The organism is Arthrobacter sp. NPDC057009 (genome assembly GCF_042673905.1).
Classification (GTDB): Bacteria; Actinomycetota; Actinomycetes; order Actinomycetales; family Micrococcaceae; genus Arthrobacter.
Genome location: NZ_JBHUSB010000011.1, coordinates 118,423 through 144,327 on the forward strand (window position 1 = coordinate 118,423; position 25,905 = coordinate 144,327).

27 protein-coding genes are annotated in these 25,905 nt (G+C 67.4%); 13 read left to right on the forward strand and 14 right to left on the reverse strand.

Annotated features, from left to right (window positions below):
- Positions 1-1,524, forward strand: coding sequence for a carboxyl transferase domain-containing protein (locus ACFTR6_RS13345; RefSeq protein WP_377958263.1), 1,524 nt, complete (start codon positions 1-3; stop codon positions 1,522-1,524).
- A 7-nt stretch (positions 1,525-1,531) separates the two neighbouring features.
- On the opposite strand, the gene ACFTR6_RS13350 is transcribed toward ACFTR6_RS13345, so the two are convergent.
- Positions 1,532-2,143, reverse strand: a complete 612-nt coding sequence (locus tag ACFTR6_RS13350) for an NADPH-dependent FMN reductase (protein WP_076800279.1) — start codon at positions 2,141-2,143, stop codon at positions 1,532-1,534.
- Positions 2,144-2,365: 222 nt separating this feature from the next.
- On the opposite strand from ACFTR6_RS13350, the gene ACFTR6_RS13355 reads away from it, so the two are divergent.
- The gene (locus ACFTR6_RS13355) at positions 2,366-2,497 is read left to right on the forward strand and encodes a hypothetical protein (RefSeq protein ID WP_301178651.1); all 132 of its coding nucleotides are present in this window, start codon (positions 2,366-2,368) and stop codon (positions 2,495-2,497) included.
- Between the two features lie 496 nt (positions 2,498-2,993).
- Positions 2,994-3,293, forward strand: a complete 300-nt coding sequence (locus ACFTR6_RS13360) for an antibiotic biosynthesis monooxygenase family protein (RefSeq protein WP_076800276.1) — start codon at positions 2,994-2,996, stop codon at positions 3,291-3,293.
- Between the two features lie 17 nt (positions 3,294-3,310).
- Here the strand turns inward: ACFTR6_RS13360 and ACFTR6_RS13365 are convergent, their stop codons facing one another.
- Complete coding sequence (locus ACFTR6_RS13365) at positions 3,311-3,679, reverse strand: hypothetical protein (protein ID WP_377958298.1); 369 nt, start codon at positions 3,677-3,679, stop codon at positions 3,311-3,313.
- 266 nt (positions 3,680-3,945) lie between these two features.
- Between ACFTR6_RS13365 and ACFTR6_RS13370 the strand changes: the two genes are divergently transcribed.
- Genes ACFTR6_RS13370 through ACFTR6_RS13380 form a run of 3 tightly spaced genes read left to right on the forward strand, consistent with a single transcriptional unit; the run spans position 3,946 to position 7,157 of the window.
- Complete coding sequence (locus tag ACFTR6_RS13370; protein ID WP_377958264.1) at positions 3,946-5,805, forward strand: ABC transporter ATP-binding protein; 1,860 nt, start codon at positions 3,946-3,948, stop codon at positions 5,803-5,805.
- Positions 5,802-6,776, forward strand: coding sequence for an NUDIX domain-containing protein (locus tag ACFTR6_RS13375; protein WP_377958265.1), 975 nt, complete (start codon positions 5,802-5,804; stop codon positions 6,774-6,776). The genes ACFTR6_RS13370 and ACFTR6_RS13375 overlap by 4 nt, the downstream gene beginning before the upstream one ends.
- A gap of 57 nt (positions 6,777-6,833) precedes the next feature.
- On the forward strand, positions 6,834-7,157 hold the full coding sequence (locus ACFTR6_RS13380; RefSeq protein WP_076800271.1) for a DUF6221 family protein: 324 nt from the start codon (positions 6,834-6,836) through the stop codon (positions 7,155-7,157).
- Between the two features lie 38 nt (positions 7,158-7,195).
- Here ACFTR6_RS13380 and ACFTR6_RS13385 read toward each other — a convergent pair whose 3' ends face one another.
- The 6 genes from ACFTR6_RS13385 to ACFTR6_RS13410 all read right to left on the reverse strand — a co-directional run bounded on the left by ACFTR6_RS13385 (position 7,196) and on the right by ACFTR6_RS13410 (position 11,760).
- On the reverse strand, positions 7,196-8,071 hold the full coding sequence (locus ACFTR6_RS13385) for an HNH endonuclease (protein WP_087872676.1): 876 nt from the start codon (positions 8,069-8,071) through the stop codon (positions 7,196-7,198).
- A gap of 26 nt (positions 8,072-8,097) precedes the next feature.
- Positions 8,098-8,694, reverse strand: a complete 597-nt coding sequence (locus ACFTR6_RS13390) for a DUF1992 domain-containing protein (protein ID WP_087872672.1) — start codon at positions 8,692-8,694, stop codon at positions 8,098-8,100.
- Positions 8,695-9,441: 747 nt separating this feature from the next.
- Positions 9,442-9,951, reverse strand: coding sequence for an ASCH domain-containing protein (locus tag ACFTR6_RS13395; RefSeq protein WP_377958266.1), 510 nt, complete (start codon positions 9,949-9,951; stop codon positions 9,442-9,444).
- On the reverse strand, positions 9,948-10,373 hold the full coding sequence (gene trxA / locus ACFTR6_RS13400) for a thioredoxin (RefSeq protein ID WP_076800263.1): 426 nt from the start codon (positions 10,371-10,373) through the stop codon (positions 9,948-9,950). Before trxA ends, ACFTR6_RS13395 begins: the two co-directional genes overlap by 4 nt.
- A gap of 10 nt (positions 10,374-10,383) precedes the next feature.
- Entirely contained in the window at positions 10,384-11,292 is a 909-nt protein-coding gene (locus ACFTR6_RS13405) for an LssY C-terminal domain-containing protein (RefSeq protein WP_253250338.1), read from the reverse strand.
- Positions 11,293-11,760: a hypothetical protein gene (locus tag ACFTR6_RS13410; RefSeq protein ID WP_076800259.1), complete on the reverse strand. Its 468-nt coding sequence runs from the start codon at positions 11,758-11,760 to the stop codon at positions 11,293-11,295.
- A gap of 165 nt (positions 11,761-11,925) precedes the next feature.
- On the opposite strand from ACFTR6_RS13410, the gene ACFTR6_RS13415 reads away from it, so the two are divergent.
- Positions 11,926-13,206, forward strand: a complete 1,281-nt coding sequence (locus ACFTR6_RS13415; protein WP_076800257.1) for a pyridoxal phosphate-dependent aminotransferase — start codon at positions 11,926-11,928, stop codon at positions 13,204-13,206.
- A gap of 97 nt (positions 13,207-13,303) precedes the next feature.
- On the opposite strand, the gene ACFTR6_RS13420 is transcribed toward ACFTR6_RS13415, so the two are convergent.
- On the reverse strand, positions 13,304-13,990 hold the full coding sequence (locus tag ACFTR6_RS13420) for a DUF2848 domain-containing protein (RefSeq protein WP_377958267.1): 687 nt from the start codon (positions 13,988-13,990) through the stop codon (positions 13,304-13,306).
- A 150-nt stretch (positions 13,991-14,140) separates the two neighbouring features.
- Between ACFTR6_RS13420 and ACFTR6_RS13425 the strand changes: the two genes are divergently transcribed.
- The gene (locus ACFTR6_RS13425) at positions 14,141-15,541 is read left to right on the forward strand and encodes an MFS transporter (protein WP_076800252.1); all 1,401 of its coding nucleotides are present in this window, start codon (positions 14,141-14,143) and stop codon (positions 15,539-15,541) included.
- Positions 15,542-15,613: 72 nt separating this feature from the next.
- Here ACFTR6_RS13425 and ACFTR6_RS13430 read toward each other — a convergent pair whose 3' ends face one another.
- The gene (locus ACFTR6_RS13430; RefSeq protein ID WP_087872670.1) at positions 15,614-16,270 is read right to left on the reverse strand and encodes a GntR family transcriptional regulator; all 657 of its coding nucleotides are present in this window, start codon (positions 16,268-16,270) and stop codon (positions 15,614-15,616) included.
- 49 nt (positions 16,271-16,319) lie between these two features.
- Here ACFTR6_RS13430 and ACFTR6_RS13435 point away from each other — a divergent pair, with 49 nt between their 5' ends.
- The gene (locus tag ACFTR6_RS13435) at positions 16,320-17,114 is read left to right on the forward strand and encodes a carbon-nitrogen hydrolase family protein (RefSeq protein ID WP_377958268.1); all 795 of its coding nucleotides are present in this window, start codon (positions 16,320-16,322) and stop codon (positions 17,112-17,114) included.
- 108 nt (positions 17,115-17,222) lie between these two features.
- Here ACFTR6_RS13435 and ACFTR6_RS13440 read toward each other — a convergent pair whose 3' ends face one another.
- From ACFTR6_RS13440 to ACFTR6_RS13450, 3 genes are all read right to left on the reverse strand, one after another.
- Positions 17,223-18,035 (reverse strand): putative hydro-lyase, encoded by an 813-nt coding sequence (locus tag ACFTR6_RS13440; RefSeq protein ID WP_377958269.1) that lies wholly within the window; start codon positions 18,033-18,035, stop codon positions 17,223-17,225.
- The gene (locus tag ACFTR6_RS13445) at positions 18,032-19,393 is read right to left on the reverse strand and encodes an MFS transporter (RefSeq protein ID WP_087872667.1); all 1,362 of its coding nucleotides are present in this window, start codon (positions 19,391-19,393) and stop codon (positions 18,032-18,034) included. Before ACFTR6_RS13445 ends, ACFTR6_RS13440 begins: the two co-directional genes overlap by 4 nt.
- Positions 19,394-19,738: 345 nt before the next feature.
- Positions 19,739-20,413, reverse strand: coding sequence for a GntR family transcriptional regulator (locus ACFTR6_RS13450; RefSeq protein ID WP_076800242.1), 675 nt, complete (start codon positions 20,411-20,413; stop codon positions 19,739-19,741).
- A 104-nt stretch (positions 20,414-20,517) separates the two neighbouring features.
- Between ACFTR6_RS13450 and ACFTR6_RS13455 the strand changes: the two genes are divergently transcribed.
- The 4 genes from ACFTR6_RS13455 to ACFTR6_RS13470 all read left to right on the forward strand — a co-directional run bounded on the left by ACFTR6_RS13455 (position 20,518) and on the right by ACFTR6_RS13470 (position 25,302).
- On the forward strand, positions 20,518-21,276 hold the full coding sequence (locus ACFTR6_RS13455; RefSeq protein ID WP_087872664.1) for a LamB/YcsF family protein: 759 nt from the start codon (positions 20,518-20,520) through the stop codon (positions 21,274-21,276).
- Position 21,277: 1 nt separating this feature from the next.
- Positions 21,278-23,026, forward strand: a complete 1,749-nt coding sequence (locus ACFTR6_RS13460; protein WP_377958270.1) for a carboxyltransferase domain-containing protein — start codon at positions 21,278-21,280, stop codon at positions 23,024-23,026.
- Positions 23,026-24,786: a biotin carboxylase N-terminal domain-containing protein gene (locus tag ACFTR6_RS13465; protein WP_377958271.1), complete on the forward strand. Its 1,761-nt coding sequence runs from the start codon at positions 23,026-23,028 to the stop codon at positions 24,784-24,786. The genes ACFTR6_RS13460 and ACFTR6_RS13465 overlap by 1 nt, the downstream gene beginning before the upstream one ends.
- 333 nt (positions 24,787-25,119) lie before the next feature.
- On the forward strand, positions 25,120-25,302 hold the full coding sequence (locus ACFTR6_RS13470) for a hypothetical protein (protein WP_076800236.1): 183 nt from the start codon (positions 25,120-25,122) through the stop codon (positions 25,300-25,302).
- Between the two features lie 101 nt (positions 25,303-25,403).
- On the opposite strand, the gene ACFTR6_RS13475 is transcribed toward ACFTR6_RS13470, so the two are convergent.
- The gene (locus ACFTR6_RS13475; protein ID WP_377958272.1) at positions 25,404-25,901 is read right to left on the reverse strand and encodes an SRPBCC domain-containing protein; all 498 of its coding nucleotides are present in this window, start codon (positions 25,899-25,901) and stop codon (positions 25,404-25,406) included.
- Positions 25,902-25,905: the final 4 nt, after the last annotated feature.

A 25,905-nucleotide genomic window follows, 5' to 3' on the forward strand; every position in this document is an offset into this window, starting at 1 on the left:
ATGCCTGAAACCCAGAAGGTCCGGCACTTGGACGCCACCGAACTCATCGCCGCCGTGCTCGACCCCGGCTCCTACCGCAGCTGGGACTCGCCCGTGGCGGACCCCGACCCCAGCGCGGAATACCGGCAGGAACTGGCGGCGGCCCGGGAAAAGACCGGTGTGGACGAGTCCGTCCTCACCGGCGAAGGGCTCATCCGCGGCCGGCGCGTGGCCGTCATTGTCAGCGAATTCCGTTTCCTCGCCGGATCCATCGGCCTCGCCGCTGCGGAACGGATCGTGAACGCCGTCGAACGGGCCACCCGGGAGGGCCTGCCGCTGCTCGCCGGGCCAGCGTCGGGCGGCACCCGGATGCAGGAAGGCACCATCGCCTTCCTCTCCATGGTGAAAATCAGCGCGGCGGTGCGGGCCCACCGGCAGGCGGGCCTGCCCTACCTCGTGTATTTGCGCCACCCGACTACCGGCGGCGTCATGGCCTCCTGGGGCTCGCTTGGACACATCACCGTGGCCGAGCCCGGTGCCCTCCTCGGCTTCCTGGGGCCGCGCGTCTACGAGGCGCTGTACGGTGCACCGTTCCCGGAGAACGTCCAGGTGGCCGAGAACCTCTTCGACAAGGGGCTGGTGGACGCGGTTGTCCCGCCGTGGCAGCTGTCCGACGTCGTCGACCGCGCCTTGAGCATCCTGGTCGCCGGGCCGCACGCACGGGTCCGTCCGCCGCGGACGCTGTCCGTCAAACCGTCCGACGCCGGCGCCTGGGAATCGATCGGAATCTCCCGGAACCCCCGGCGTCCGGACCTGCGGCAGCTGCTGGCCTACGGGGCCCGGGATGTGCTGCCGCTCAACGGCACCGGCCAGGGTGAAAAGGACCCGGGGCTGCTGCTGGCACTTGCCCGGTTCGGGCAGAAGTCCTGCGTGGTGATCGGGCACACCCGGCCCCGCCCCTCCCAGCAGACGGCCATGGGCCCGGCGTCATTGCGCGAGGCCCGGCGCGGCATGCGGCTGGCCGAGGAACTCGGCCTGCCGCTGGTGACGGTGATCGACACCGGCGGCGCGGCGCTGTCCAAAGAGGCGGAGGAAGGCGGGCTCGCCGGTGAAATCGCGAGGTCGCTGCACGACCTCATCGGTTTGAACTCCCCCACGGTGTCCGTGCTCATGGGCCAGGGGACCGGAGGCGGTGCGCTGGCGCTGTTCCCGGCCGACCGCACCATCGCAGCACAGCATGCCTGGCTGTCCCCGCTGCCGCCCGAAGGCGCGAGCGCCATCGTGCACCGCAGCACGGAGTTCGCCCCGGCCATGTCCGAGGCGCAGGGAGTCAACGTGGCGTCGCTGTACGCCCACGGCATGGTGGAGCACATCGTGGACGAACGCGGTGACGCCGCCGTCGAGGGCAGGGCGTTCTGCCAGCGCCTGGGCCAGGCCATCGAGTATGAGCTGGCCGCGCTCTCGGCTGCCGGCGTGGCGGAGCTCCTTCCGCTGCGGCTCGAGAAGTACCGCACCCTCGGCGGCCTCGTCCCCCTCCCCCTCTAGGAGGTGCCTACCGGGAGAGCTTCTGGGCGTCGGGTTCCCGGTCGCCGATGTGGCCCGGCGCGTTGGCGGCCAGGACCCGCTGGACGAAGGCGCCGTATTCCTCCATGTAGTGGCGCAGGAAGGCTGCGGTTGATTCATTCTTGACCTCGCCGTCGCTGCCGAACACGTCGGGGTTGAACTTCACATAGGCCTCGGGCGCATTCAGCTGCGGGGCGTCGAGGAAGCTCAGCACAGCGCGCATGGAGGACTGCATCACCGCCGTGCCGATGCTTCCCGGCGAGGCGCCGATGATGCCGGTGGGCTTGCGGGCGAACGAGTTGGTGCCCCACGGACGGGAGCCCCAGTCGATGGCGTTCTTGAGGGCACCGGGAATGGATCGGTTGTATTCCGGGGAGATGAAGAGGATGCCGTCGGACGCTTCGATGGCCTCCTTCAGTGCACGGCCTTCCGGCGGGAAGTCGGCGTCGTAGTCGTAGCTGTACAGGGGAAGGTCCTTGATGGGGATCTCGGTAAACTCGAGGTCCTCGGGCGCGAGCCTGATGAGTGCCTTGGAGAGGGTCCGGTTGATGGAGCCGCTGGCCAGGCTCCCTACGAAATAGCCGATCTTGTGCTTTGCCATGGTTGTGTTCCTTCCCGGCAGCCGGCGCGAACCGGCTGGGCCGACGGTGCAGAGGCAGTGCTGCGGCTGGCAGCCGCGGAGGCATATCGGGTGCAACCCCAACAGTTCAACACAGAACCTTTCGCCCGGCCAGAGTGTGGAGCCGGTTCTTGACAGCGTGAGCGGTGCGGTAGCTAGATGAAGGTTAAGCGCAGCACACAGCCCAACAGAGGAGCGGCAGTCATGAGCGAAACCCCGGAGGCGCTGCAGCGCATCCACAGCGAAGCCCCCGCCGAAGGGGATGAAATGGCCGACCCCACGGACATCCGGATGCACTCGCAGGATCCGGCAGAGGGCGCGGACACCCCTGACTGACCCCCGCGGCCGCAACGCACCCGTCCCGGCACTTCCTGCCCTGGGGGCCGTCCCGTCATGCGCAGCATGACCGGACAACTTCGCCAATCGGATCTAACAGCGCCGTAACCCGCCGTTAATACGGGGGCGGGAGACTGGGACCATTGGATCCACACGACTGGCCTGGCACATCAGGGGCAGCCACTCGACGAGGAGTTCGCCAGCATGAATTATTCCGACGACGACGCACCAATGCCTGCAACCTCGCCGGTACGCGGCGGCGAACGCCCTGATCTTAGAAGCCTTCACGTCCGGGAAGATGTGGCACTGGCCGGCCGTTGCGGCAATGTGCACCTGGCTACCGGCCGGACCTGCATCCTGCCCGAACGCCATCAGGGCTCATGCGATTTTGTGGGCCCGGAGGACGCCAACGGGGTGGCACGCTAGGCACCTCCCATAAATGGTGCCCAGTCCTAAAATGATGACTATCCGGCATCTGGGAAAGGGTGTGAGACCGATGGCAGAGCATTACGCCTCCGGGGTCTGGCAGGTCAAGGAGGGCAAGGACGAGGAATTCGTGGAGCGCTGGAAGGAGTTCCTCCAATGGTCCCGGGAAAACTTCCCGGCCATGGTCGAGGCGAACCTGCTGCGGGACCGGGGCACGGCCGGGCACTACGTTTCCTTCTCGGAATGGACCGACGAGGCGTCCCGTGACGCGTGGAAGCAGTCACCCGATTTCAAGACCCGCATCGGTGCCTGCGTGGCCCTGTGTGAGAACATGCGCGGCGCCGACTATGACCTGGCGGCCAAAATCTAACTGGCTTCCGTCCAGAGTCATTCCGTATAGGCGGCACCTACGGCAGGTGCAATTGGCAGGGACACCCCCGCAATATCGGACGTCGGGGTTATGACCCAGCGTTCCCCGTCCTGTTCATAGCTGATAACCGTGGGCTCGGCGGCAGTACTTGCCTCGTCCACGGCCAGCAGCAGTCCCGCCTGCATCCGGCCGGCATGCGCGAACCGTGCCTTCGTGGTCCCTTCAAGGTCGCTGTTGTCAATGAGGATGTACGCCTTGCCTTCGGCCACCGCTTTGATCGAGTACCCGCGCTCCTCATGGACCGATCCGCGGGATGAGGCGATCTCCGTGACCCTGTCGGCCCGCACCAGGCTGTGGCTGATCGTGCGGATCCACACGTCACCCATTGCGACTCCTTTGCTGCTGCGGGCGGGAAATATGCCTCTACTTGCAAACGGTAGTCCGTGACAGCCCGGTTGTAAGCCCCCCAAACGGTTTTGACCGCCGTCGGCCCTAGCCCGCCAGCAGGTTTTCCCCAAGCTCCGGCAGGGTTTTCCCAAAGCTCTTCAGGGAAGAGTGGTCCGGACCAGGGATATCCCTGGACGGTCTCAGAGCATCGCCCGGCATCCAGTGTTCGGACGATGCTCGCGACCGCCGGATTCTAGGGGGAGAAATGTTTCAAACCTTTTGGCGGTTCCGCGGGGCGATAGTCCCGCATGCCTGGGCGCTGGGGATCGGCGCGCTGCTGGTGGTGTTCGTCGCCGCCATGGAGGTGGCCCTGCCGTGGCCTATGAAGGTCATAGTCGACGACGTGCTGCAGCCCTCGGGCAGCTCCCAGCTCCACGAGATGCCCGCCTTCCTCGGCCTGGCCGGCCTGAGCCAGCTCCAACTGCTTCTGCTCGCCGCGTCCGCGTTGCTCGCCATGACAGTACTTAACGCCGGAGCGGATTACCTCGGCACCCGGCTCCTCAACGGCGTGGGTGAGCGGGCCATGGCCACGATCCGGGCCGAAGTCTTCACCCATCTCCAGCGGCTGTCCCTGGCCTTCCACGACAAGCAGCGGCTGGGCGACCTGGTCACCCGGACCACCACCGACGTCGATTACGTGCGAGCCCTCATGGTGTCGATCCTGTCGGTGCTGCTGCCCAACATCTTCATCCTGGGATTCGTCATCACCATCTGCATGCTGATCGACCCCACCTTTGCCCTGATCGGCCTGGCGGTGTCTCCGCTGCTGTTCATGACGGTGCTGTTTTACCGGCGGCGCATCAAGGGCGCGTCGAAGGAGGCCCGCAGCAGGGACAGCGACATCGCGGCGGCGATGTCGGAGACGTTTGCCTCGGTGCGCGTGATGCAGACGTACACGAGGGAGGCGCACCACGAGGAGGACTTCCGCACCCGGAATGACGGACGCCGCGACGCCGGCCTGAGGGTCATCCGGCTGCAGTCCATGTTCTCGCCGCTGGTGGACATCATCGCAACCCTGGGCACGGTGCTGGTCATCTGGATCGGCGCGCAGCGCGTGCTGGACGGAACCCTGACGCTGGGCCTGCTGCTGGTCTTCCTCGCCTACCTCAAGGCCCTGTACTCCCCCATGAAGTCCCTGGCCAAGCTCACCACCGTCATCAGCCGCGGCCAGGCCAGCGCAGAACGCATCCAGGAGATCCTGGACACCGCGCCGGCCATCTCGGACCGGCCCGGCGCGAGGCCGGCGCCGCGGCTGGCCGGTGCGGTGGAACTGCGGCGGGTGAGCTTCGGCTACCAGGGCGACCGGCATGTGCTGCACGGGATTGACCTGAAGGCGGAGCCGGGCAGCGTCGTGGCGATCACCGGCCCGACGGGTGCCGGCAAGTCGTCCGTCGTCAGCCTGATACCGCGGCTGTACGATGCGGCCGAAGGGCAGGTCCTCCTTGACGGCATCGACGTGCGGGACCTGCAGCTTGCCACGGTGCGCAGGCAGGTATCCATGGTGCTGCAGGAGTCGATCCTGTTCCGCGGGACCATCTACGACAACATCGCCTACGGCTCCGAGGGCGTCAGCCGGGAACAGGTCCTGGCGGCAGCCGAGGCCGCCCACGTGGATGAGTTTGTCCGCAACCTGCCCCTGGGCTACGACACCCCGGTGGCCGAGCGCGGCGTCACGCTTTCGGGCGGACAGCGCCAGCGCATCGCCATCGCCCGGGCACTGGTGCGGGACACCCCCATCGTCATCCTCGACGAACCGACCTCCGGCCTGGACGCGATTTCCGAGCAGTACGTCATGCACGGACTGGAGCGGCTGATGGCAGGGCGCACGGTGATCGTCATCGCCCACCGGCTCTCCACGCTCAAACGGGCCGACCGGATTTATGTGCTGGACAAGGGCCGCATCGTGGAAAGCGGCAGGCACGCGGAACTCGCCGCCGCCGGAGGACTCTACAGCCGGCTGGACAGCCTGCAGCACGCCAAGGAAACCCCCGCGCTCACCCTGGTTCCGGCCCAGAGCCTGGTTCCTGCCGAGAGCGGCAGCCTTCAGACGGAGACCAGCGCATGAGCAGGACGAAGCCCCCGACCTACGGGGCACTGCCCTGGCGGATCGGCAAGAAGGGCACACTTGAAGTGCTCCTGATCCACCGGCCGGCCCACGGGGACTGGTCCATCCCCAAGGGCAAAGCGGACCCGGGGGAAACCGGCCGGGAGTGCGCCGAGCGCGAGGTGCGGGAGGAAACCGGCCTGCGCTGCCATCTGGGCACGGAGCTGCCCAGCATCCGCTATGAGGACCGCAGGGGCAGAATCAAGACCATCCGTTACTGGTCTGCCACGGCGGCATCGGGCCGCTTCACGCCGAGTGAAGAGGTCGACGCCGTCAGGTGGCTTTCGCTGCCGGCAGCCTTGCGCACGGTGACAGAACCGCGGGACAGGCCCGCGATTCTTGCCCTGGGCGCCCGGCTCCAGCTTGAACTGGGCGTCCGGCCTGCCCCGCGGCGGGAAAAAATGCTGCTGCTGGTGCGCGGGGCCGAAATGACGAAACGGGACGCCTGGGACCCGGAGGCGGGCGCCCGGCCGCTGGCACCGGCCGGTGAGCAGGCCGCCAGGTCACTCGCCTCACTGGGAGCCATGTTCGACATCGAACGCATCCTCGCCGCACCCTCACCCCGCTGCATCGAAACCGTCGCCGAACTCGCGCGGCGGGAATCCCTCGAAGTGGAGCGTTCAGAGCACCTGGCGGGCGGCAGCCTGGCGGGCACTCTGGACCTTGTGGCCAAGGCCCGCGGAACGGGGACTGTCCTGTGCACCCACGAGGACGTCATGGCAGATGTCCTGGCCCACCTCGTACATCGCGACCGGACGGTCCTGACCAAGCGGTTCCGCGTGCGAAAGGGGTCTGCCTGGGTGGTGACCGGCGACCGGACCCGCTACCGCTCCGCCTACTACCTGCCGCTGTCCCCGGCGGACCTCAGCACCGCCGTGGAGCTGAGCCCGGCTGACCTCCGCGGCGCGGTGGACCTCCCTGCTGCCGTGTAGCCGGCGTGCAGGAGTGTAGCCCATGTGCAGGCGTTGCGGCGGGCGTACGCTCAGACAGTGGACATTGTGGAGTTCCTGTCCGCGCGCATCGCCGAGGACGAGGCCGTGGCGCGCAAGCTGCTCGAGGACCGCACGACGTCGGAATCAGGCAAGTGGTACGAACGGCGCCTGCTGCTGGAATGCGAAGCCAAACGGCGGCTGATCGGCATCGTGGAGTCTGCCAGGCAGACTGCCCTTGCCACGCTCGTGCGTGATCCCTTCGGGGACGGGACCGAGTGGATTCCGCAGGCGCTGGAATGGACCACACTGTCCCTCAATGCGCTGGCGGTCCCCTACAGTGACCATCCGGACTTCAACCGGGACTGGCTCTGGTCCCCCTGACGGTATGGGCTGGGACGCGTATCTGCTGAGGCGCGGGTTCAGGTGCTGCCCAGGATGCGGCGGGCGTCGGCCTGGGCGTCCAGTTCCTGCTGGGTCACCACGGATCCGCTGATGTACCCCGCACGGGACCTCATGGCCCGGAGTTCAGCCACCGTGTACGGGATCCGGCGTCTGTGCGCCATGGCATGGCAGTTGGAGCACAACGGCACAAGGTCCCCCACAGGGTCCAGCTCGTAGCCGGGGCCCAGCTGGGCTGCCGGCACCAGGTGATGGACCTGGATGAAGCCTTCGCCTTCCGGGCCGTACGCGGCCTCGAAGGAAAACCCGCAGGCGGCGCAGGAGGTGCCATGGTGCGCCAAGCAAACGCGGCGGGCGTACGGGTTCCGCTCGTACCGGTTCACGCCCACCCGGATCATGGCGTCCTGGGGCAGTGTGCCGGGCACCGGAAGGACGGGATCGATCTCGTCGGCAGGCAGGCACTCGGCCCAGAGCTCCCGGATGGCGCGTGACTGCTCCTCGGGAACCGGCTGGCATCCGCCCGCTACAGGTGCGGCCGCCCAGTCGGTCAGCGGCGCGCGCGCTGCCAGAATGTCCACCGGGATCTGGTCTCCGAGCGGCAACAGCATGTCAAAGTCAACGTCAACGCAGGCTTCGCCCGGCAGCTGAGACAACGGCAGATCCGGCCCGGCGGCCAGATACGGAGCGGAGGCAACCACGCCATGGCCAATCAGCCCGCTGCCTGTCTTTCCGTGCAGCACGAGCCAGGCGTCCGTTCCCGGCGTGGGCCGGGCCCCGGTCCCGATAGGCCACGCGCGCCGGTGCACGCCGGCGGTGGCCAGTTCATCCACCACGCGCGAATAGCCCGGCCAGGTATCGCCTACGCCCGGGTTCCAGCCCAGCAGAACAGCCACCATTCCTTTATCGTGCCACCTGCACGGCTTCAGGAGGAGCGTTTGCGCCGGCGCCGCCACCACGGCGCCTTGGCTTCCGGAAGCGGGTCCGGTGCGGCCGCGGCCGCCGCTGCCCGCCGCTCGCGCCAGCGCTGCACTTCGACGTCGGCGTCACGGGTTTTCGTGACCACCGGCGGGCCGCCCTGCAGCTGGCGGCGGGCGTCGATGATGCGGGCATTGAAGTCCTCGACAATGTCGCGCACCTGTTTCTCCGTGAACTGGGCGTCCAGCCTGGCATCCAGTTCCGCATCCTCGGCGCGCAGCAGGATCGCCTTTGGCCCGAGGCCGCTGAGGTGTTCGCGCTGGATAAGGCCCTTGACCCACCAGTCCGGGTCGTAGGCTTCCCCCAGGCCGGGAATCGGTTTGCCGGAGTACTTCAGGTTGTCGAACTTTCCCTGCGCCATCGCGTCCCGAACCAGGTAATCGGCCCGGGCCGCGTCACTGACCTTCCGGCGTTTCTCCCGCAGTTCGGCCTCGGCAGCAGAGAGCTCCGCATCCTCCTCCGCTGTCCCGCCTGAGGAGCGGAGGGCGCGGAGTTCGGCCGCGCGCTCCACCTTCCGCCTGAAGTCGCCGCCTGCTGAACCCATCGCTTTTCACCGCCCTGCCGCCGGAGTTTGTCCCGTTTCCAGTATTCCCGGCACGTGCCGGACTCTTCAACGAAAGTCCGCTCCCAACGGATGGGAGGCAGGGCAAAAACGGACAACGACGACGGCGGGACCTCCCGCCGTCGTCCGCTGCATCAGGGCTGCTGAACGGTGCCTACATGCTGAACTGTGCCTACATGGGGTCGGGCCAGTTGCCGATATCCGCGCGGGCCGGCGTAGGGGCGGCGTCTTTGTCCTGCCGGGTGCCCCTGTCTTGCCGGGTGCCCCTGTCTTGCCGAGTGGCGTTGTCTTGCCGAGTGGCGTTGTCCTGCCGGATGCCCTTGTCCTGCCGCATTCCGGATGCGCCGGCCGCCGTGGCCCGACCGGAAGGGGGGTCGGGTACCGCCTTCACTGGTGCCGTATTCACAGCCGCCGTGACGACGGGTAGTTCAGACCTCGGAATCTTCATGGGGCCCTCGCAGGTGAGGCGGCAACTTAAGGCCGGAGCGGATACTCAACCAATGACGTGCCGAATCAGCCGGGGAGGACCGGCCGGTCCGGCAACAACCGTGGCGGCCGTCCCCAGCCCCGTGTGTGCCTGCATCTGACGGTGCCGGCACACTTTCCACCACCCGATACTTCCACCCTATGGGCTGCCGCGGGCAGTGGCATCCGTATGAGGTACTCGAATTTGGACGCCGCCCGCTACTTGGGCACTCGCCGCGGGCCGGCTGTCCCGGCTGGCAGACCCTAGGCCGGGTCCGCCAGCGCGGGCGGCCACACCACCCGGAACCGCTCAAAAACAATCTCGTCGGCTTCGGTCCAATCCATCCCGCGGCGGGCCCGGATCCGGGTCCAGTACTTCCGGTGCCCGGCCTGCCAGCTTGCCAGCGAGCGGTCGTCCTCGCCCTCGTCCCGGGCGAACGCCTCGTCTGCGCTGGCGAACGGGCCGAGACGCAGCTCGACGGTGCGCAGGATGACGCGCGGGATACCGGCCGCATCGCAGGCTATCCAGTGCGACCCGATGCGGGGCAGGCCGGCCCCGGCTGCAAGAAACTCGTCGGCAAGCTCGGAAGTGGCCCGTTTGGTTCCTTCCGTCACTGCCCGAAGCAGCTCGTCGGCCAGGGCCGCGGAATCCCCAAAGCGTTCGACCGTGTAGTCCGGACAGATGCGGACAGCTTCGGGGCAGGCTGCCGCATAGTCAGACCAGAAGAGCCCGGCTGCGGCAGTATCCACGGCGGGAAGAATGTCCTCACTCAAGTGAGCGCCTCCTTCAGCCAGCGGTCCAGAACGGGGGCCGGCGCCGCGCCTGCCTGGCGGGCCACGACCTTTCCATCCACGATCACCAGCAGCGTCGGGACGGCCTGGATGGCGAAGCGGGCGGAAAGCCGGGGAGCCTTGTCCACATCCACCTTCACGAGCTTGACCTCGCCTGCCCGCTCGTGGGCCAGCTGGTCCAGCACCGGGCTCACCATGCGGCAGGGCCCGCACCAGACCGCCCAGAAGTCCACCAGCACCGGGACGCGGGACTGTTCGGCAATGACTGCGAAGTCGTCGTCGCCCGCCTCCACCACCCAAGGCAGGTCGCGGCGGCATTTTCCGCACCGCGGCCGGCCCTCAGCCGCGGCCGGCACGCGGTTGGCCTGGCCGCAGTGCGGGCATTTGATGATCGCCTTGTCCATGTTGTCCTTCCTATCCTGTTTCCGGCGGCGGTGCCGGATCGTGCTGGCCGGGCGGGCGGAGGTCGATGATGGGAAGGTGCCCGTCGGTGCGGATGCTGTCTCCGCCGCCGTTGCGGTGGTGGTAGCCGGAGGAGAAGTGGCGGATCACGTGCACGGATTCCACGGCGTGAGCCGTTTGTAGCGTGCCGATGATGAAGTCGCGCTCCTCGTCGGTGCCGTCGGCGATCTTGTGCGTGATCTGGAAGGTGAAGAGCGAGAGGCCCACGCTCTTGTCGTACGTTCCGGCGCCCACCCAGTCGACGGCGAAACCGCCGGGGAGCATCCACCCGTCCGGGCATTTCCAGAACCGCACGTGGTGCCGCTTCCGCGGGTTGCCGTCGATTTCGCGCTGGAACGCCATGTCGTGCTTGTTGCCGAAGACGTACAGGTTACTGACCGGCGACTGCGGATAGCTTCGGCCCAGGAGCGTCGAGGTCAGGGTGCGCCAGGCGGTGGCCGGGGTCACAGGGTCGGCCTCGGTCCATCCTGCCGTGAGCATCGCGGTGCGCAGCTCCTCCGCCGGGCCAATGACCGCGAGATTGACCGGATCACCCAGCACGCCGTCGCCGGTGCGGGCGCGCCCGATGAAGTAGTTTGGCAGGTAGAGGCTGCTGAGGATCTTGTGGACGCGGGGCAGGAAGGCGTAGGCCGCAATCAGCCATACGGGAAGGAACACCCACACCTGTTCCGGCCCCTTTGCCAGCCGGGCGAGCAAAAAGAAATAGACGGCCCAGCCCACGGCGGCGGTGATGGCCACGTAGAGCAGCCGCTGGAGCACGGCGACGACGGTGGCCCAGCGGCTGCCCCAGCGTGCCTTCCGGCTGACGGGCCGGGCATGCTTGGGCTCCTGGGGCGCCTGGGTATCTTTGGGGATAGCCACTTACCTGGGCAGGTGCTCGAGCAGGTGCCCCGTCACCGCACCGTACGCGAGGTGCGGCACGATGTCGCTGACCCAGTCCGCGGCGCTCCAGGTCCGCGGATCGGTGATGCCCAGCGCGGTCATGGGAACGTTGGAGACGAGAAGGGCTGCAAGGGACGCCACGCCCACCGATGCGACGGGTCCGGTGCGCAAGCCCAGCGACCCTGCAGCTCCCAGGACGGCACCCAGGCCCATGCCGGTGGCGATCCCGAGCAGCGGTCCAAGGGCCTCCACCCGGTTCCCGCGCTGGGCCTCGGTTCCCGGGATGGTGACCCCTGTCCGTTCGGCCAGCCGCTCCACCGAATCGGTGGGGGTCGTGCTCGCCGCGCGGCCCCGCCACACCATATCCAGGTAGCTGGCGGCATTCAGCGCGGTGGTTCCCGCGGCGCCGGCGAGCGCTCCGTTGACTAGTCCTTTGACCAGGGACATCCCGGCTCTCCTTCAGGCTGCGTGCTGGGCATTTCTATCCTGAAACTTACGTGTTGCCACAAATCCCGGCAACGCCGGCGGCCGCCAACGGCGGGACGTCCCGCCGCCGTTTGACCCGGACGTCTTCACATTGTCCGGACCCATAGAGCTGTGAAAACATGCCTCATGCGTGCCATGCAGAATTCCAGCCGATTGCAAGAAGTCCGTTACGACCTCAGGGGTCCGGTGCAGCATGCGGCGAAGAAAATGGAGTCGGAAGGCCACAGCATCCTGCGCATGAACCTGGGGGATCCGGCGCCGTTCGGCCTGCACGCGCCGGAGTCCATCGTGGTGGACATGATCCACCACCTCCGCGAGGCCCAGGGCTACAGCGACTCGAAGGGCATCTTTTCGGCCCGGACCGCCATCTCCCAGTACTACCAGACCAAGGGCCTGATGGAGATCGGTGTGGAGGACATCTTCATCGGCAACGGGGTCAGCGAGCTCATTTCCATGACACTCCAGGCATTCCTGGAGGATGGCGACGAGGTCCTGATCCCCTCGCCGGACTATCCGCTGTGGACCGCTGCCACGGTGCTTTGCGGCGGCACCGCCGTGCACTACGTGTGCGATGAGGAGAACAACTGGTGGCCGGACATGGCGGACGTCGAGGCCAAGATCACCGAGCGCACGCGGGCCATCGTGCTGATCAACCCCAACAACCCCACCGGGGCTGTGTATCCCCGGCACATCCTGGAGGGGTTCGCCGATCTGGCCCGGCGCCATGACCTGGTGCTGTTTTCCGACGAGATCTACGAGAAGATCCTGTTCGAGGACAACGTCCACATTCACATGGCTTCGGTGGCCCGGGACATCCCGGTGCTGACCTTCTCCGGCCTGTCCAAGGCCTACCGGATGCCCGGCTACCGGGCCGGCTGGGTGGCCGTGAGCGGTCCCCGCTGGGCCACCGCCGCCTACCGGGAGTCCCTGGAGCTGCTGGCCTCGCTCCGGCTCTGCCCCAATGTTCCTGCGCAGCACGCGATCCAGACCTCGCTGGGCGGTTACCAGAGCATCACGGACCTGATCCGGCCCGGCGGCCGGCTGCGGGAGCAGCGCGATCTTGCCTGCCGGCTGCTTAACGAGATTCCCGGTGTGAGCTGCGTGCCGGCGGCCGGCGCGATGTATTTGTTCCCGAAGCTGGATCCGGAGATGTACCCGTTCGTGGACGACGAGCAGTTCGTCCTTGACCTGCTGCAGGACCAGAAAATCCTGGTCTCGCACGGGACGGCGTTCCACTGGCACGCCACTGACCATTTCAGGTTCGTCATCCTGCCCGCGGTGGACGACATCCGCGAGGCCGTGCGCCGCATCTCCACCTTCCTGTCCTCGTACCGGGCCAAAGCCGGGCGCGCCCGCGCCATGTCCGGCAACGCGGCCCACCACGGCCAGGACGAGCTGACCGCCTAGGCACTGGCGCAAGAGGACGACGGCGGGAGGCTCCCGCCGTCGTCCGCTTTTCTGATGCTGTACCCGGCACTGTTCTTCTGCCCGGGCAGGACGACCGTCAGCCGATCGGCTCCGCCATCTGCTCCACGACGTACTGGACGTCCACGGAGTCGTCCGTCACCGGATCGGTCATTTCCACCTTCCAGCTGCGGGCGAACTGGTTGACGCCGTGGGTCATGGCCACCGTTCCGGAAATGAGCACCGTTCCGGGGGCGTTCAAGCCGCGCTCGGTGAGGACGTCCAGCCAGTAGTCAGGCGTCAGCAGGGCCTCCAGAGAGCTGTCCTGGATGAGGGTGTCCGGGGTGTCCCCTTCCCCCACCCATGCCTTCAGGGTGATCTGGTCCAGGTGGTCCCGCACGTCATCGAGGCGCCAGGCCTTGCGCCCCAGCACATCAGGGCTGGCGTTCTTGCTCCAGGCCACCCCATGCACTTCGAGGGCGCGGTCGGTGTGGTCGCAGGCGACGGTGAGCAGCACCCCGTCCCCGGTGATGACCATGGCCCATTCCGCTTCCCCGGAAGTCCGTCCATGCTGCACCTGAACTTCCGATACCTGTTGCGCCAGATAGGGGGACACTGGATACAAGGCGGGAGTAGTGGTGGGTCCCGGAACGCCAAGTTCAGCGAGCTCGGCAATATGGGCCTGGACCTCATCCTGCTCACGCCCGGCGTAGCCGGCATTCAGGAGGTGCCTGACCTCCACGTCCTGGGTGCGGCCGCCAGGTAGTTCGAAGCTCAGAGTCGTCATCGTGGATCCATCCTTTGCATGTGCTGCTGAAAAAATTTACAGATCGGAAACCGGAAACGGTCGCCAATGTACATCCAGTATGCGTAATGTATACATTTAACGCCAGCGTGACAGGCGTCACTATAAAAAACCTCGTGGAGGACTACACAAATGGCTAACGTCCCAGTTCCGGCTTCCGGTGGAGCGCCGCACCCGCACCCGCAGCCGCATCCGACGGTTCACCCCAAGGGCCTGTACAAGGCCTTCGCCGCCAGCCTTACCGGCACGGCTCTTGAGTGGTACGACTTCGCCGTCTACTCGGCGGCGGCCGCCGTCGTATTTCCCATCGTCTTCTTTCCGGCGTCCGATCCCCTGACCGGCACCATCCTCGCGTTTTCCACCTACGCGGTGGGCTACGTGTCCCGCCCGGTGGGCGGCATCATCTTCGGCCGGCTCGGGGACCGCATTGGCCGTAAGAAAATCCTCGTCACCACGCTCATGATCATCGGTGTAGCTACGGTGCTGATCGGCGTGCTTCCCGGGTACGACAGCATCGGAGTCACCGCCCCGATCATCCTGGTCCTGCTGCGGTTCGCGCAGGGCGTGGGCGTCGGCGGCGAGTGGGGCGGCGCCGTGCTGCTCTCCAGCGAATACGGTGATCCGCACCGCCGCGGCTTCTGGGCCTCCGCCGCGCAGGTGGGCCCGCCCGCCGGCAACCTCCTGGCCAACGGCGCGCTGGCCGTGCTGACCGTCGCACTCACCGAGGAGCAATTCCTGAGCTTCGGCTGGCGCATCGCGTTCCTGGTATCTGCCGTGCTGGTCGGCTTCGGCCTCTGGATCCGGCTGAAGCTGGAGGACACTCCGGTGTTCAAGGCCATCCAGGCCCACGGCGAGCAGCCGCACGCCCCGATCCACGAGGTCTTCCGTAAGGAACTCCGCCCGCTGATCGCCGCGATCCTGTGCCGCGTTGGACCTGACGTGCTGTACGCGCTGTTCACCGTCTTCACGCTGACGTACGGCATCCAGGTCCTGGGCTACGAGCGCAACCAGGTCCTGACCGCCGTCCTGATCGGCTCCGCTTTCCAGCTGTTCATGATCCCGCTGGCAGGCGCCGTCTCCGACCGCTTCAACCGCCGCCTGGTCTACGGCGTCGGCGCCACGGTGGGAGCGGTCTGGACGTTCATCTTCTTCGGCGTCCTCGGCGGGAACAACCAGCCGATGCTGATCGTCGGCATTGTGCTGGGTCTGATGGCGCACTCGTTCATGTACGGCCCGCAGGCCGCCTTCATCGTGGAGCAGTTCTCCCCCCGGCTGCGCTCCACCGGCAGTTCGCTGGCGTACACCTTCGCCGGCGTCATCGGCGGCGCCATCGCGCCGCTGCTGTTCACGGTACTGCTGGCTGAGTACGGAACCTGGATTCCGGTGGCCATCTACGTGGCCGTGGCGGCAGCCGTGACCCTCCTGGGTCTGGCCCTCGGCCGGGACAACGACGCCGTGGAGGACCTGGACTACCGGCTGCTGCTGGAAGGTTCCGCATCGGCCCGCCAGCAGTCCGGCGTCGAATCCGCCTAGCGGTTCCGAGTTTTTGCACAGATGTTGGCCGCCGAGGGCCCCGGAAGTCCCATTATCTGTACAAAAACTCCGTCAGGTGCGGAGCAGGATGTCGCGGGTGACGGCCAGGTGATGGTCGATCGCCTCCTGCGCCTTCGCCGCGTCTCCGGACACCAGGGCATCGAGGATGTCCTGGTGTTCGGAGCACACCTGCTCCCGCCTGCCTCCCGTCCGGAACAGGGCGGAAACCCCGACGACGATCTGCCGGACGTGCAGCTTGCTGTACGTCCGGGAAATGAGTTCGTTGCCGGCCGCGTCGATGAGGTGCTGGTGGAAGAGGGTGTCCAGCCGGATGAACTCCTGGGCGGCTTCGGCACTCTGGTCTTCCGGCAGTTTGGACTGCTGGTCCAGGGTCTCCTGCATCTTGCCGGCCGGCACGCTCCGGTGCGCAATGACAAGCCGGGCTGCGTGGCTTTCCAGCACGCCGCGCAGTTCCATCAGTTCCGAGATTTCCCGGCCAGTCACCGGGGGTACGTAGGCGCCGCGCTGCGGGATCAGTTCCACCAGCCCGTCAGAGACCAACAGCAGCAGGGCCTCGCGGACCGGGGTGCGGGAAACCCCGATCTCGGCGGCCAGCTCCTGTTCGTTGAGGAAGCGCCCCTGCATCTCCGGATTGGTCAGGATGTTTTCACGCAGATAGGCGTACGCCTTCTCCCGGCCGGACGCCGCCGTCCCCGAACTTTTTCGCATACATCAGGTATACAACAGGATCGTGTATATGACAGAGAGAAGCAGATACATGCGTTTAGCAGTCGCCCAGATCGTCACGGGCGCCAGCCCCGAAGCCAACCTAGAGCTCATCCGAGACTACGCCACGCAGGCAAAAAAGGCCGGGGCCGAGCTGGTGGTCTTCCCGGAGGCGGCCATGCGTGCCTTCGGTAACCCGCTGGCGGATATCGCCGAGCCGCTGGACGGGCCGTGGGCCACCGCGGTGCGGGCCATTGCAGCGGACCTGGACATCGCCGTCGTGGCCGGCATGTTCACCCCCGGCGACGGAGGGCGGGTGCGGAACACGCTCCTGGTGACCGGACCGGGGATCGACACGTCCTACGACAAGATCCACCTCTTCGACGCGTTCGGGTTTGCCGAGTCCGATTCGGTGGATGCCGGGACCGCGCCGGTGACCTTCGAGCTGAACGGCACCGTCATCGGCCTGGCCACCTGCTACGACGTCCGCTTCCCGGCACTATTCACCGCCAACGCCCGTGCCGGAGCCACCATCAACATCGTCTGCGCATCCTGGGGCGCGGGCGCAGGCAAGGCGGAGCAGTGGGACCTGCTGGTCCGTGCCCGTGCCGTGGACAGCACCACCTTTGTGGTGGCCTGCGGCCAGGCCGACCCCGCCAGCCTGGGGCTGCCGTCCGCCGGCACCGCCCCCACCGGGATCGGCCACAGCGCGGTGGTGTCGCCGCTCGGTTCCCCGCTGGTGGCGCTGGGCGGCAAACCCGAACTGGCGGTCGTCGACGTCGACCCGGCCATCATTCCGGACGTCCGCGGGAAGCTGCCCGTGCTGGCGAACGCCAGGAGCTTCTAGCCCGGCCACAAGTGCAGCCCGGCCATAAGTACAGCAGGGCAACGAAAAGCGGGGCAGGGCCACACCGAGTGGCCCTGCCCCGCCGTCGTTCTTCCCTGTTGCCGTGCCTTACTTACCGGCCGGCACCCGGTACGTGCTCTCCGGAACGTCCGTGATGAACATGTGTCCGGGAGCGTGGCTGATGGCAAAGGCAGGCCTGGACGCCATGACCGCGCTCTGCGGGGTGACACCGCAGGCCCAGAACACCGGGACCTCCCCCGGCCGGATGTCCACGGGGTCCCCGAAGTCGGGGCGGGCGAGGTCCGCGATGCCCAGGGCCTCCGGCGATCCGGCGTGGACCGGGGCGCCGTGGACCTTGGGCACTTCCGCAGTGACCCGGATGGCGGTGTCCACGAGTTCGGCCGGCATCGGGCGCATCGAGACGACCATGCGGCCATGGATCCGCCCCGCCGGGGTGCACTCGACGTTCGTGCGGTACATGGGGACGTTGCGGCCCATCTCGGTGTGGCGCAGCGGGATGCCCTCGCTGGCCAGGGCAGCCTCGAAGGTGAAGCTGCAGCCAATGAGCACGCCCACCATGTCGTCGCGCCACAGGGACCGGACGTCGGGCACCTCCGCGGCCAGAACCCCGTCCTTCCACACCCGGTAGGCCGGGATGTCGGTCCGGATGTCAGAGCCGGGGGCGAGGGCACTTTCATACTTTCCCGCGGGAATGACGTCGACCACCGGGCACGGCTTGGGATTCAGCCGGCAGAATTCGAGGAATTCGTCCGCGTAGTCGGCCGTCACCGCGATCAGGTTGGCCTGGGTGTAGCCGTCGCTCCAGCCGGAGGTGGGTGTGACCAGGCCGTTGCGGAACTGCAGGCGGGCTTCCGACGGCGGCAGGAGTGCGTTGGCCTGGCTTACCCGGGCGCTGCTCATCGGGTTGCGCTTTCGGCAGGTTCTGCGGATGCCCGCAGGTATTCCTCGTCCTCGGCCACGTTCGAGTCGCGGCCCAGGGCAAGGCCCACGAGGGTCAGCAGGCAGGCAACGCTGAGGTAGACGGCCACCGGAACCCAGCTGTGGAAGGTGCTCTGCAGCAGGGTGAACATGAACGGTGCGATGGCGCCGCCGATGATGCCGGCAAAGGTGTATGCCAGCGAGCTGCCCGTGGAGCGGAGCCGCGGCGTGAACTGCTCGACGACGAACGCGGCTTGCGGGCCGTACATGAAGGAGTGGCACAGCAGGCCCAGCACGGTGCCCACCACGAGCATCACCGGGGAGCGGCCCTCCAGGACGATGAAGAACAGGTAGGCCCAGACTGCTGCCGCCACTGCGGCGATGCCATAGACGAGGCGCCGGTTGATCCGGTCGGAGATGGCGCCCGCGAGCGGCATCGTGAAGAGCTGCAGGCCCGAGCCGATGAGCACTGCCAGGAGTACCTGCCCGCGGTCGAAGCCGAGTTCCTGGATGCCGTACGTCAAGGTGAAGACGGTGCACAGGGCATAGGTGACGTCCGGACCGATGCGGCTGAGCATGGCGGCAAGGAGCGGCCTGCGCTGCGTGGTGAGGACTTCCCTGATCGGGGCCTTGGGCTGATCGCCGCGGGCTTCCATGGCCTTGAAGATGGGCGTGTCCTCGAGCTTCAGGCGGATCCACAGCCCGAACGCCACCAGCAGGGCCGAGATCAGGAAGGCAATGCGCCAGCCGTAGTCCAGGAATGCCTGCTCGGACATGGCCAGGGTGAGGACCGCGAGCGCGCCGTTGGCCATCAGGTTTCCGGCGGGCGGGCCGATCTGCGCCGCAGAGGCCCAGAAGCCGCGCCGGCTGGGTTCCCCGAACTCGCTGGACAGCAGGACTGCGCCGCCCCATTCGCCGCCGACCCCCACACCCTGCGCAAACCGGAGGAAGACAAGGATGGCCGGGGCGATGATGCCGATGTTGTCGTAGGTGGGCAGCAGGCCGATGAGGAAGGTGGCCACGCCGATCAGCATCAGGGTGAACACCAGGATCTTCTTCCGCCCGATTTCGTCGCCCAGGCGGCCAAAGATGATGCCGCCGACCGGCCGGGAAATGTAGCCTACGGCGTACGTCGAGAAGGCCAGCAGGGTCCCCGTCACTGGGTCGGACGCCGGGAAGAAGATCAGTGGGAAAACGATGGCGGCAGCTGCGGAGTAGACGGCGAAGTCGTAGAACTCCAGCGCCGTTCCCGTAAGGCTGGCCGCGAATGCCTTGTACATGTCCTTGCGCCCGACGGCGGGCCTGGTACCTGCGGAGGCCAGTGCGGATTGATTGGCCATTAGTTCCTCCATGAAGAGTGTGGACGGCATCCGTTAGCTGCGGATGCACTGGGTGCGCCAGTCTGTCCGGCCTGCGACGTTGACAGGCGCGGGCGCTGAGGCTGGGTGGCGGCTTCCCCCGGACAGCCGCCGATAGCGGAGCGTTCTGTTGGATTGTGGAAATGTAGAACAATCCGGAACTTGTTGAACAATGTACGCGACCCAGATCACATGGTCAAGGGGTTCACACGGTCAAGGAGTTAAAGCGCGAACGGACACTTGTGGCCCTTGGAAAGCGGTTCCCAAGGGCCACAAGTGTCCGTTCGCGCTGTACCTAATTCGCGCTGTACCTAGGACGAGCTGTGACTAGGACGAGTGGACGGCGGTCTGGTGCTCCTCGGACCGGTCGAGGTAGGCCAGGAGTCGCTCGGCGGCGCGCTCATACTCCCCCGCCTCCAATGCCTTGCAGATCTGCTCGTTGTCCGCCAGGTAGTCCTGGTAGAAGCCGCCGTCGATGGAGGCCTTATGGAAGAACAGCCGCATCTCGGCCAGCACCTGCGACATGATGGTGTTCAGGCGTTCGCTGCCGGCCATGGCCACGAGGGCGCCGTGGAAATGCTGGTTGGCGCTGCCCAGCCCTTCACTGTCCCCGGCCTCGGCCGCGCGCTTACCTTCCTCCACGGCGGCACGCACTGCGGCAATACTCTCGGCGCTTCCGCCGCCGCGGACGGCGCTGACCTCGATGGCCCGGCGGACGGCATAGACGTCGTGGATGTCGCTGGCGTCAAGGCTCGCCACGAAGACGCCCCGGTTGGGCTGGCGGACCACCAGCCGCTCGCTGGCCAGTTCGGCAAATGCTTCGCGCACGGTGTTGCGGGAGACCCCGAGCTCTTCGGACAGCGCCTCCTCCTTCAGCTTGGTCCCCGGCGGAAGCGCCCCTTCCGCGATCTGGAGCCGGAGCTCACTCGCCACACGGGTGGCCACCGACGGCACCGCCACGCGCAGCCGGGAGACGCCTGGGCTCGGGTTCACTGTGGCCATACACCGAATCTACACGAATCCACCACAATTGGATTGTTGAATTGTTGAACATTTCTGCCGGAGGGTGCATCCTTGTGTTAGGACGAGTTGAGATGAGGGTCACAATGCACGCAATAGATTTGAACAGCGACGTCGGTGAATCGTTCGGGCGATGGAGCCTGGGAGACGACGCAGCCATGATGGCCTCCGTGTCGAGCGCCAATGTAGCCTGCGGATTCCACGCCGGCGATCCCAGCGTCATCAGAACCACCTGCGAGGCGGCCGCCAAGGCCGGCGTGGTGGTCGGCGCCCACGTGGGCTACCGCGACCTGGCCGGATTCGGCCGCAGGTACATGGAGGTGGACCCGCGCGAGCTGGCCGACGACGTCGTCTACCAGATCGGTGCGCTGCAGGCCCTGGCAGCGACGGCCGGCACCCGGGTCCGCTACGTCAAGCCGCATGGCGGCCTCTACAACGCGATCGTCCACAACACCGCTCAGGCCGGCGCCGTGGTGGACGCGGTGAAGTCCGTGGATCCGGAACTGCCCATCCTTGGCCTGCCCGGCTCAGAAGTCCTGCGCCTCGCGGAGGCCGCAGGGCTCCGGGCCGTCACCGAAGCCTTCGCGGACCGCGCCTACAACCCGGATGGCACGCTGACGTCCCGCTCCCAGCCCGGTTCCGTGCTCGAAGACCCGGACATGGTTGCGGCCCGCGTCCTGCAGATGACCACCGGGGAGGCCATCCGTGCCATCGACGGTTCCAGCCTGAAAATTGACGCCGAATCGGTGTGCGTCCACGGGGACTCCCCGGGCGCGGTGGCCATGGCTGTGGCCGTGAAGCGCGCGCTGGACGACGCCGGAATCAACATCAGGGCCTTCGCCTAGCATGAAGCGGCGGATTCAGGACCCGATGGCGAACGCCAACGTTGCAACCAGCCCGGGCAGGGTGCGCTCGGTGCGGCCGGTGGGAACGCGCACCGTCCTTGCCGAGGTTTCCGGCACCCAGGAAGTGGTCGCCCTCCAGGCCGCGCTCCTCGAGGCTCCGCTGCCGGGGCAGCAGGATGTCCTGGCCGCCGCCGAAACCGTCATGATCAGGGCGGAATCACCCGCGGCTGCCCGGCGGATCGGGCAGGCCCTCCTGGAGCTGGACCTCACGGCGCCGGCGGAGCAGGCCGGCGGCCTGGTGGTCATTGACACCGTGTACGACGGCGAGGATCTCGCCGAAGTGGGGACGCTCACCGGCCTCGGTGCCGACGGCGTGGTCGCGGCCCATACCGGCCAGGTCTGGACCGTTGCCTTCGCGGGCTTCGCGCCGGGCTTCGGTTACATGGTGGGTGAGAACCAGGTCTTGGAAGTTCCGCGCCGGAGTTCCCCGCGCACCGCTGTTCCGGCAGGATCGGTGGCGCTCGCCGGAAACTACTCTGCCGTCTACCCGCGCAAGTCGCCGGGAGGGTGGCAGCTCATTGGCCGCACCGGAGCCAGGATGTGGGACCTCGACCGCCCCGAGCCCGCCCTGGCCAGCCCCGGTCACCGGGTTCAGTTCCGCGCCGTCCGCGACGTGGTCCGGATGGCGCCTGAAGCCTCGGCGGACAACGGCGCAACCGACAGCAAGCAGGCCGACAGCACACAGTCAGCCCCGGCAACCACGCACGGCCTCCGTGTCCTGTCGCCCGGGCTCCACAGCCTCATCGAGGACCTGGGCCGGCAGGGGCATTCGGCCCTTGGTGTCTCCGCTGCCGGCGCCCTGGACCGGGCCTCGCTCCGGCGGGCAAACCGCATTGTGGGGAACGCGCCGTCGGCCGCCGCCATTGAGACAGTCTCCGGCGGGCTCAGGCTGCAGGCCCTTGGTGACCAGGTCCTGGCCGTCACGGGGGCGCCGTCGGCACTCACCGTTGTGACGCCGTCGGACTCCCCCGGCAAGACGGAAACCGCAGATGCGACGAACACCCGAGCAGGGGCGCGTCAGCGCACAGTTCCCATGGCTGCGCCGTTCGCCCTCCTCGACGGCGAAATCCTGACCATCGGCGTGCCCGAGGCGGGCTTCCGCAGCTATATCGCTGTCCGCGGGGGTGTGGACGTGAAGCCAGAGCTGGGCAGCCGCTCCACCGACACGATGTCCGGCATCGGACCGCAGCCGCTGGCGCCCGGCCAACTGCTGCCCTCCGGGGGCGAATCCGAATCCGGCGTCGTGGGCAGCCCGGAACTCCAGCCCGACTATCCGCGCGGTGGGGTCACCGTGCTGGACATTGTCCCGGGACCGCGGGCGGACTGGTTCGACCAGGCCGCGATCGACTCCCTGTGCGGCCAGGACTGGACGGTCAAGCCGGAGTCCAACCGCGTGGGCATGAGACTGCACGGAACACCCCTGCAGCGCAGCCGCACCGGCGAGCTGCCCAGCGAGGGGACCGTGGCGGGTGCCATCCAGATGCCGCCGGAGGGCCTGCCGGTCCTCTTCCTTGCCGACCATCCCATCACCGGCGGCTACCCCGTGATCGGCGTGGTGGTGGACCACCAGCTGGACCTCGCCGCCCAGGTCCCGATCGGCGGCAGCATCCGCTTCCGCATCGCCCCCGAATCGGCCGCCGCCCCGGCCGGCCCCTCCGACGAAATTTCCGAACGAAAAGCGAGTAACTGATGCACAAGGTCCTCATTGCCAACCGCGGTGAAATCGCCGTCCGCATCGCCCGGGCGTGCGACGACGCGCAGTTGGCCTCCGTGGCCGTGTATGCCGACATCGACGCGGACGCCCTGCACGTTGCCGCCGCCGACGAGGCCTTCAGCCTTGGCGGAAACTCGCCGGCGGACACCTATCTGAACATTGGGAAGCTGCTCGGCGCGGCTGCCGCTGCCGGGGCGGATGCGGTCCATCCCGGATACGGTTTCCTGTCGGAGAACGCGGATTTTGCGCAGGCGGTGCTGGACGCCGGGCTCGCATGGATCGGGCCGTCGCCGGAGGCCATCCGCCAGCTCGGCAACAAGATCACCGCCCGCGAGATCGCCGTCCGCGCCGGCGCCCCGCTCGTGGCTGGCAGTGACGGGCCGGTCGGATCCGCCGCCGAGGCGCACGCCTTCGCCGAAGAGCACGGGCTCCCGATCGCCATCAAGGCAGCGTTCGGCGGCGGCGGCCGCGGCCTGAAGGTGGTCCGGAACATGGACGAGGTCGAGGAGGCCTTCGATTCAGCCGTCCGCGAGGCGGTGGCCGCGTTCGGCCGCGGTGAATGCTTCGTGGAGCGGTACCTGGACAGGCCCCGCCACGTGGAGGCGCAGGTGCTGGCCGACACGCACGGCAACGTCATCGTCGTCGGAACCCGGGACTGTTCCCTCCAGCGCCGCCACCAGAAGCTGGTGGAGGAGGCTCCGGCGCCGTTCCTCACCGAGCATCAGCGGGCCCGGATTTACGACGCCGCCAAGGCAGTCTGCCGGGAAGCCGGCTACTCGGGCGCGGGGACGGTGGAGTTCCTGGTCGCCGCCGACGGCACGGTCGCCTTCCTCGAGGTGAACACGCGGCTGCAGGTGGAACACCCCATCACCGAGGAGACCACGGGCATCGACCTGGTCCAGGAACAGTTCCGCATCGCCGCCGGGGAACGGCTCCGCTTCACCGAGGATCCCGCACCGCGTGGCCATGCCTTCGAATTCAGGATCAACGCCGAGGACGTGGGGCGCGGCTTCCTGCCCTCCCCCGGCACCGTCACCGGATTCACCGCACCCACCGGCCCCGGCATCCGGCTGGACACCGGAGTCCGCTCCGGCTCTTTCGTGGCACCGCAGTTCGACTCGCTGCTGGCCAAGCTGATTGTCACCGGAGCCGACCGCCAGCAGGCGCTGCGGCGGGCCCGCCGTGCCCTCGCCGAACTCAGCATCACCGGGGTGGCCACCGTCCTGCCGTTCCACCGGGCCGTAGTGGAGGCCCCGGACTTCGTTTCGGAGGCCGCCCTGAATGTGCATACCCGCTGGATCGAGACCGACTTCGCGGACAGCATTCCGGCCGATCCCGACTTCAGCCCCACCGGACCCGAAGGCCGGCGCCGCACCATCACCGTGGACGTGGACGGACGCCGGCTCGCCGTCGGGCTTCCTGCCGATCTGCTGGACGGCTGGGCACGCTCCGGCCAGGGACTTCCCGGCGGCGTTGCGGCTGTTCACGCCGGCGGAGGCCCGTCCGACGGCGGTTCCTCCGACCCTGCCGAGCTCCGCGCCGCCATGAGCGGCACCGTGGTGAAGTGGCTCGTGGAGCCGGGAACCGAGGTGGCCGAAGGCGACCCGGTGGTGGTGCTGGAGGCGATGAAGATGGAGACCAGCGTCCCCGCGCACCGGGGCGGCATTCTGTCCGGCATCGCCGCCGGAGCAGGCGAAGTGGTCGCCGCCGGGTCAGTCCTGGCGGTCATCGGCTGAGCGCGAACGTACACTTGTGGCCCTTGGCAAGCGCTTGCTGAGGGCCCCAAGTGTACGTTCGCGCGTAATGGGGTGTGGCTAACCTCACCCATCCTTCGGGGTCAAATCGGTTGAAATGCCCTTCCGCGCCTGTGCATCATGGAGTGAGACCGAGTAGGAATACGCTTTCCGATTCGGTCTTGCTGAGAAGTTCAAACACAACAAAATCCTGGTGGACGCAATGAGGCCAAACCGGTGAGCTCGTCGAGCTGCCCTAGGCCTCCGAGCGTTCCTGGGCTGTCCTGTTCCGCGGCATCGCATAGGCGCCTTGCCCAGACACGAAAGCACTGAGAGATGACCTTTGACAACGCTGAATCAATGACGATCAAGATCTGGGACCGCTCCGCTGTGGACCACACCCTGGAGTCGCTGGTGCACGATTTTTCGAGCCGGGCGAACGCCCACAAGAATGACGTGGCCGTCCACCTCACCGGTCCGAACACCTTCACGCTCAGCCTGAACACGGCGGCGCTGTAACCAGCACCAATCCAAACGCAAGAGGACGACGGCGGGAACCCCCCGCCGTCGTCCTCTTGCTTTTGCCCTTGGCCGGCAGCCCGTCCCGGCCAGGGCATCAGCTAGGCGACGGAGTGCTCGGCCAGGAGGGCACCAATCTGCCCGGCGGCCTCCTTCATGCCTTCCTCCATGCCCATTTCCATCATCTCGTTCATCTGCTCTTCGGACTCGAACACGGACCGGACCGTCATCCGGGTCCGGCCGCCGATATCCTCGAGCGTGACGGTGGCGTGGGAGGCGCCCATGGCCTCCACCGGGGCGCCGTTGTCGTCGGCAAACCCGTCGTCGAATTCGAGCCGGTGCGGTGCCTGGATGTCGGTGATGCGCCACCAGCCGTGGGGCTTCTCGCCTTCCGGGCCGGTCATGTAATAGGAGGCCTCCCCGCCGGGAGTGAATTCGTAGCGGCTGAATGTGGCGGGGTAGGTGGGCGGGCCCCACCAGCGCTCGAGCTGCCGCGGGTCTTCCCAGATCTGCCAGACGCGCTTCACATCGGCGTCGAACTCCGCCACGAGGGTGAAACTGAGATCCTCGGGATTCTTGCTGGTGCTGATAACCGTCATTGCC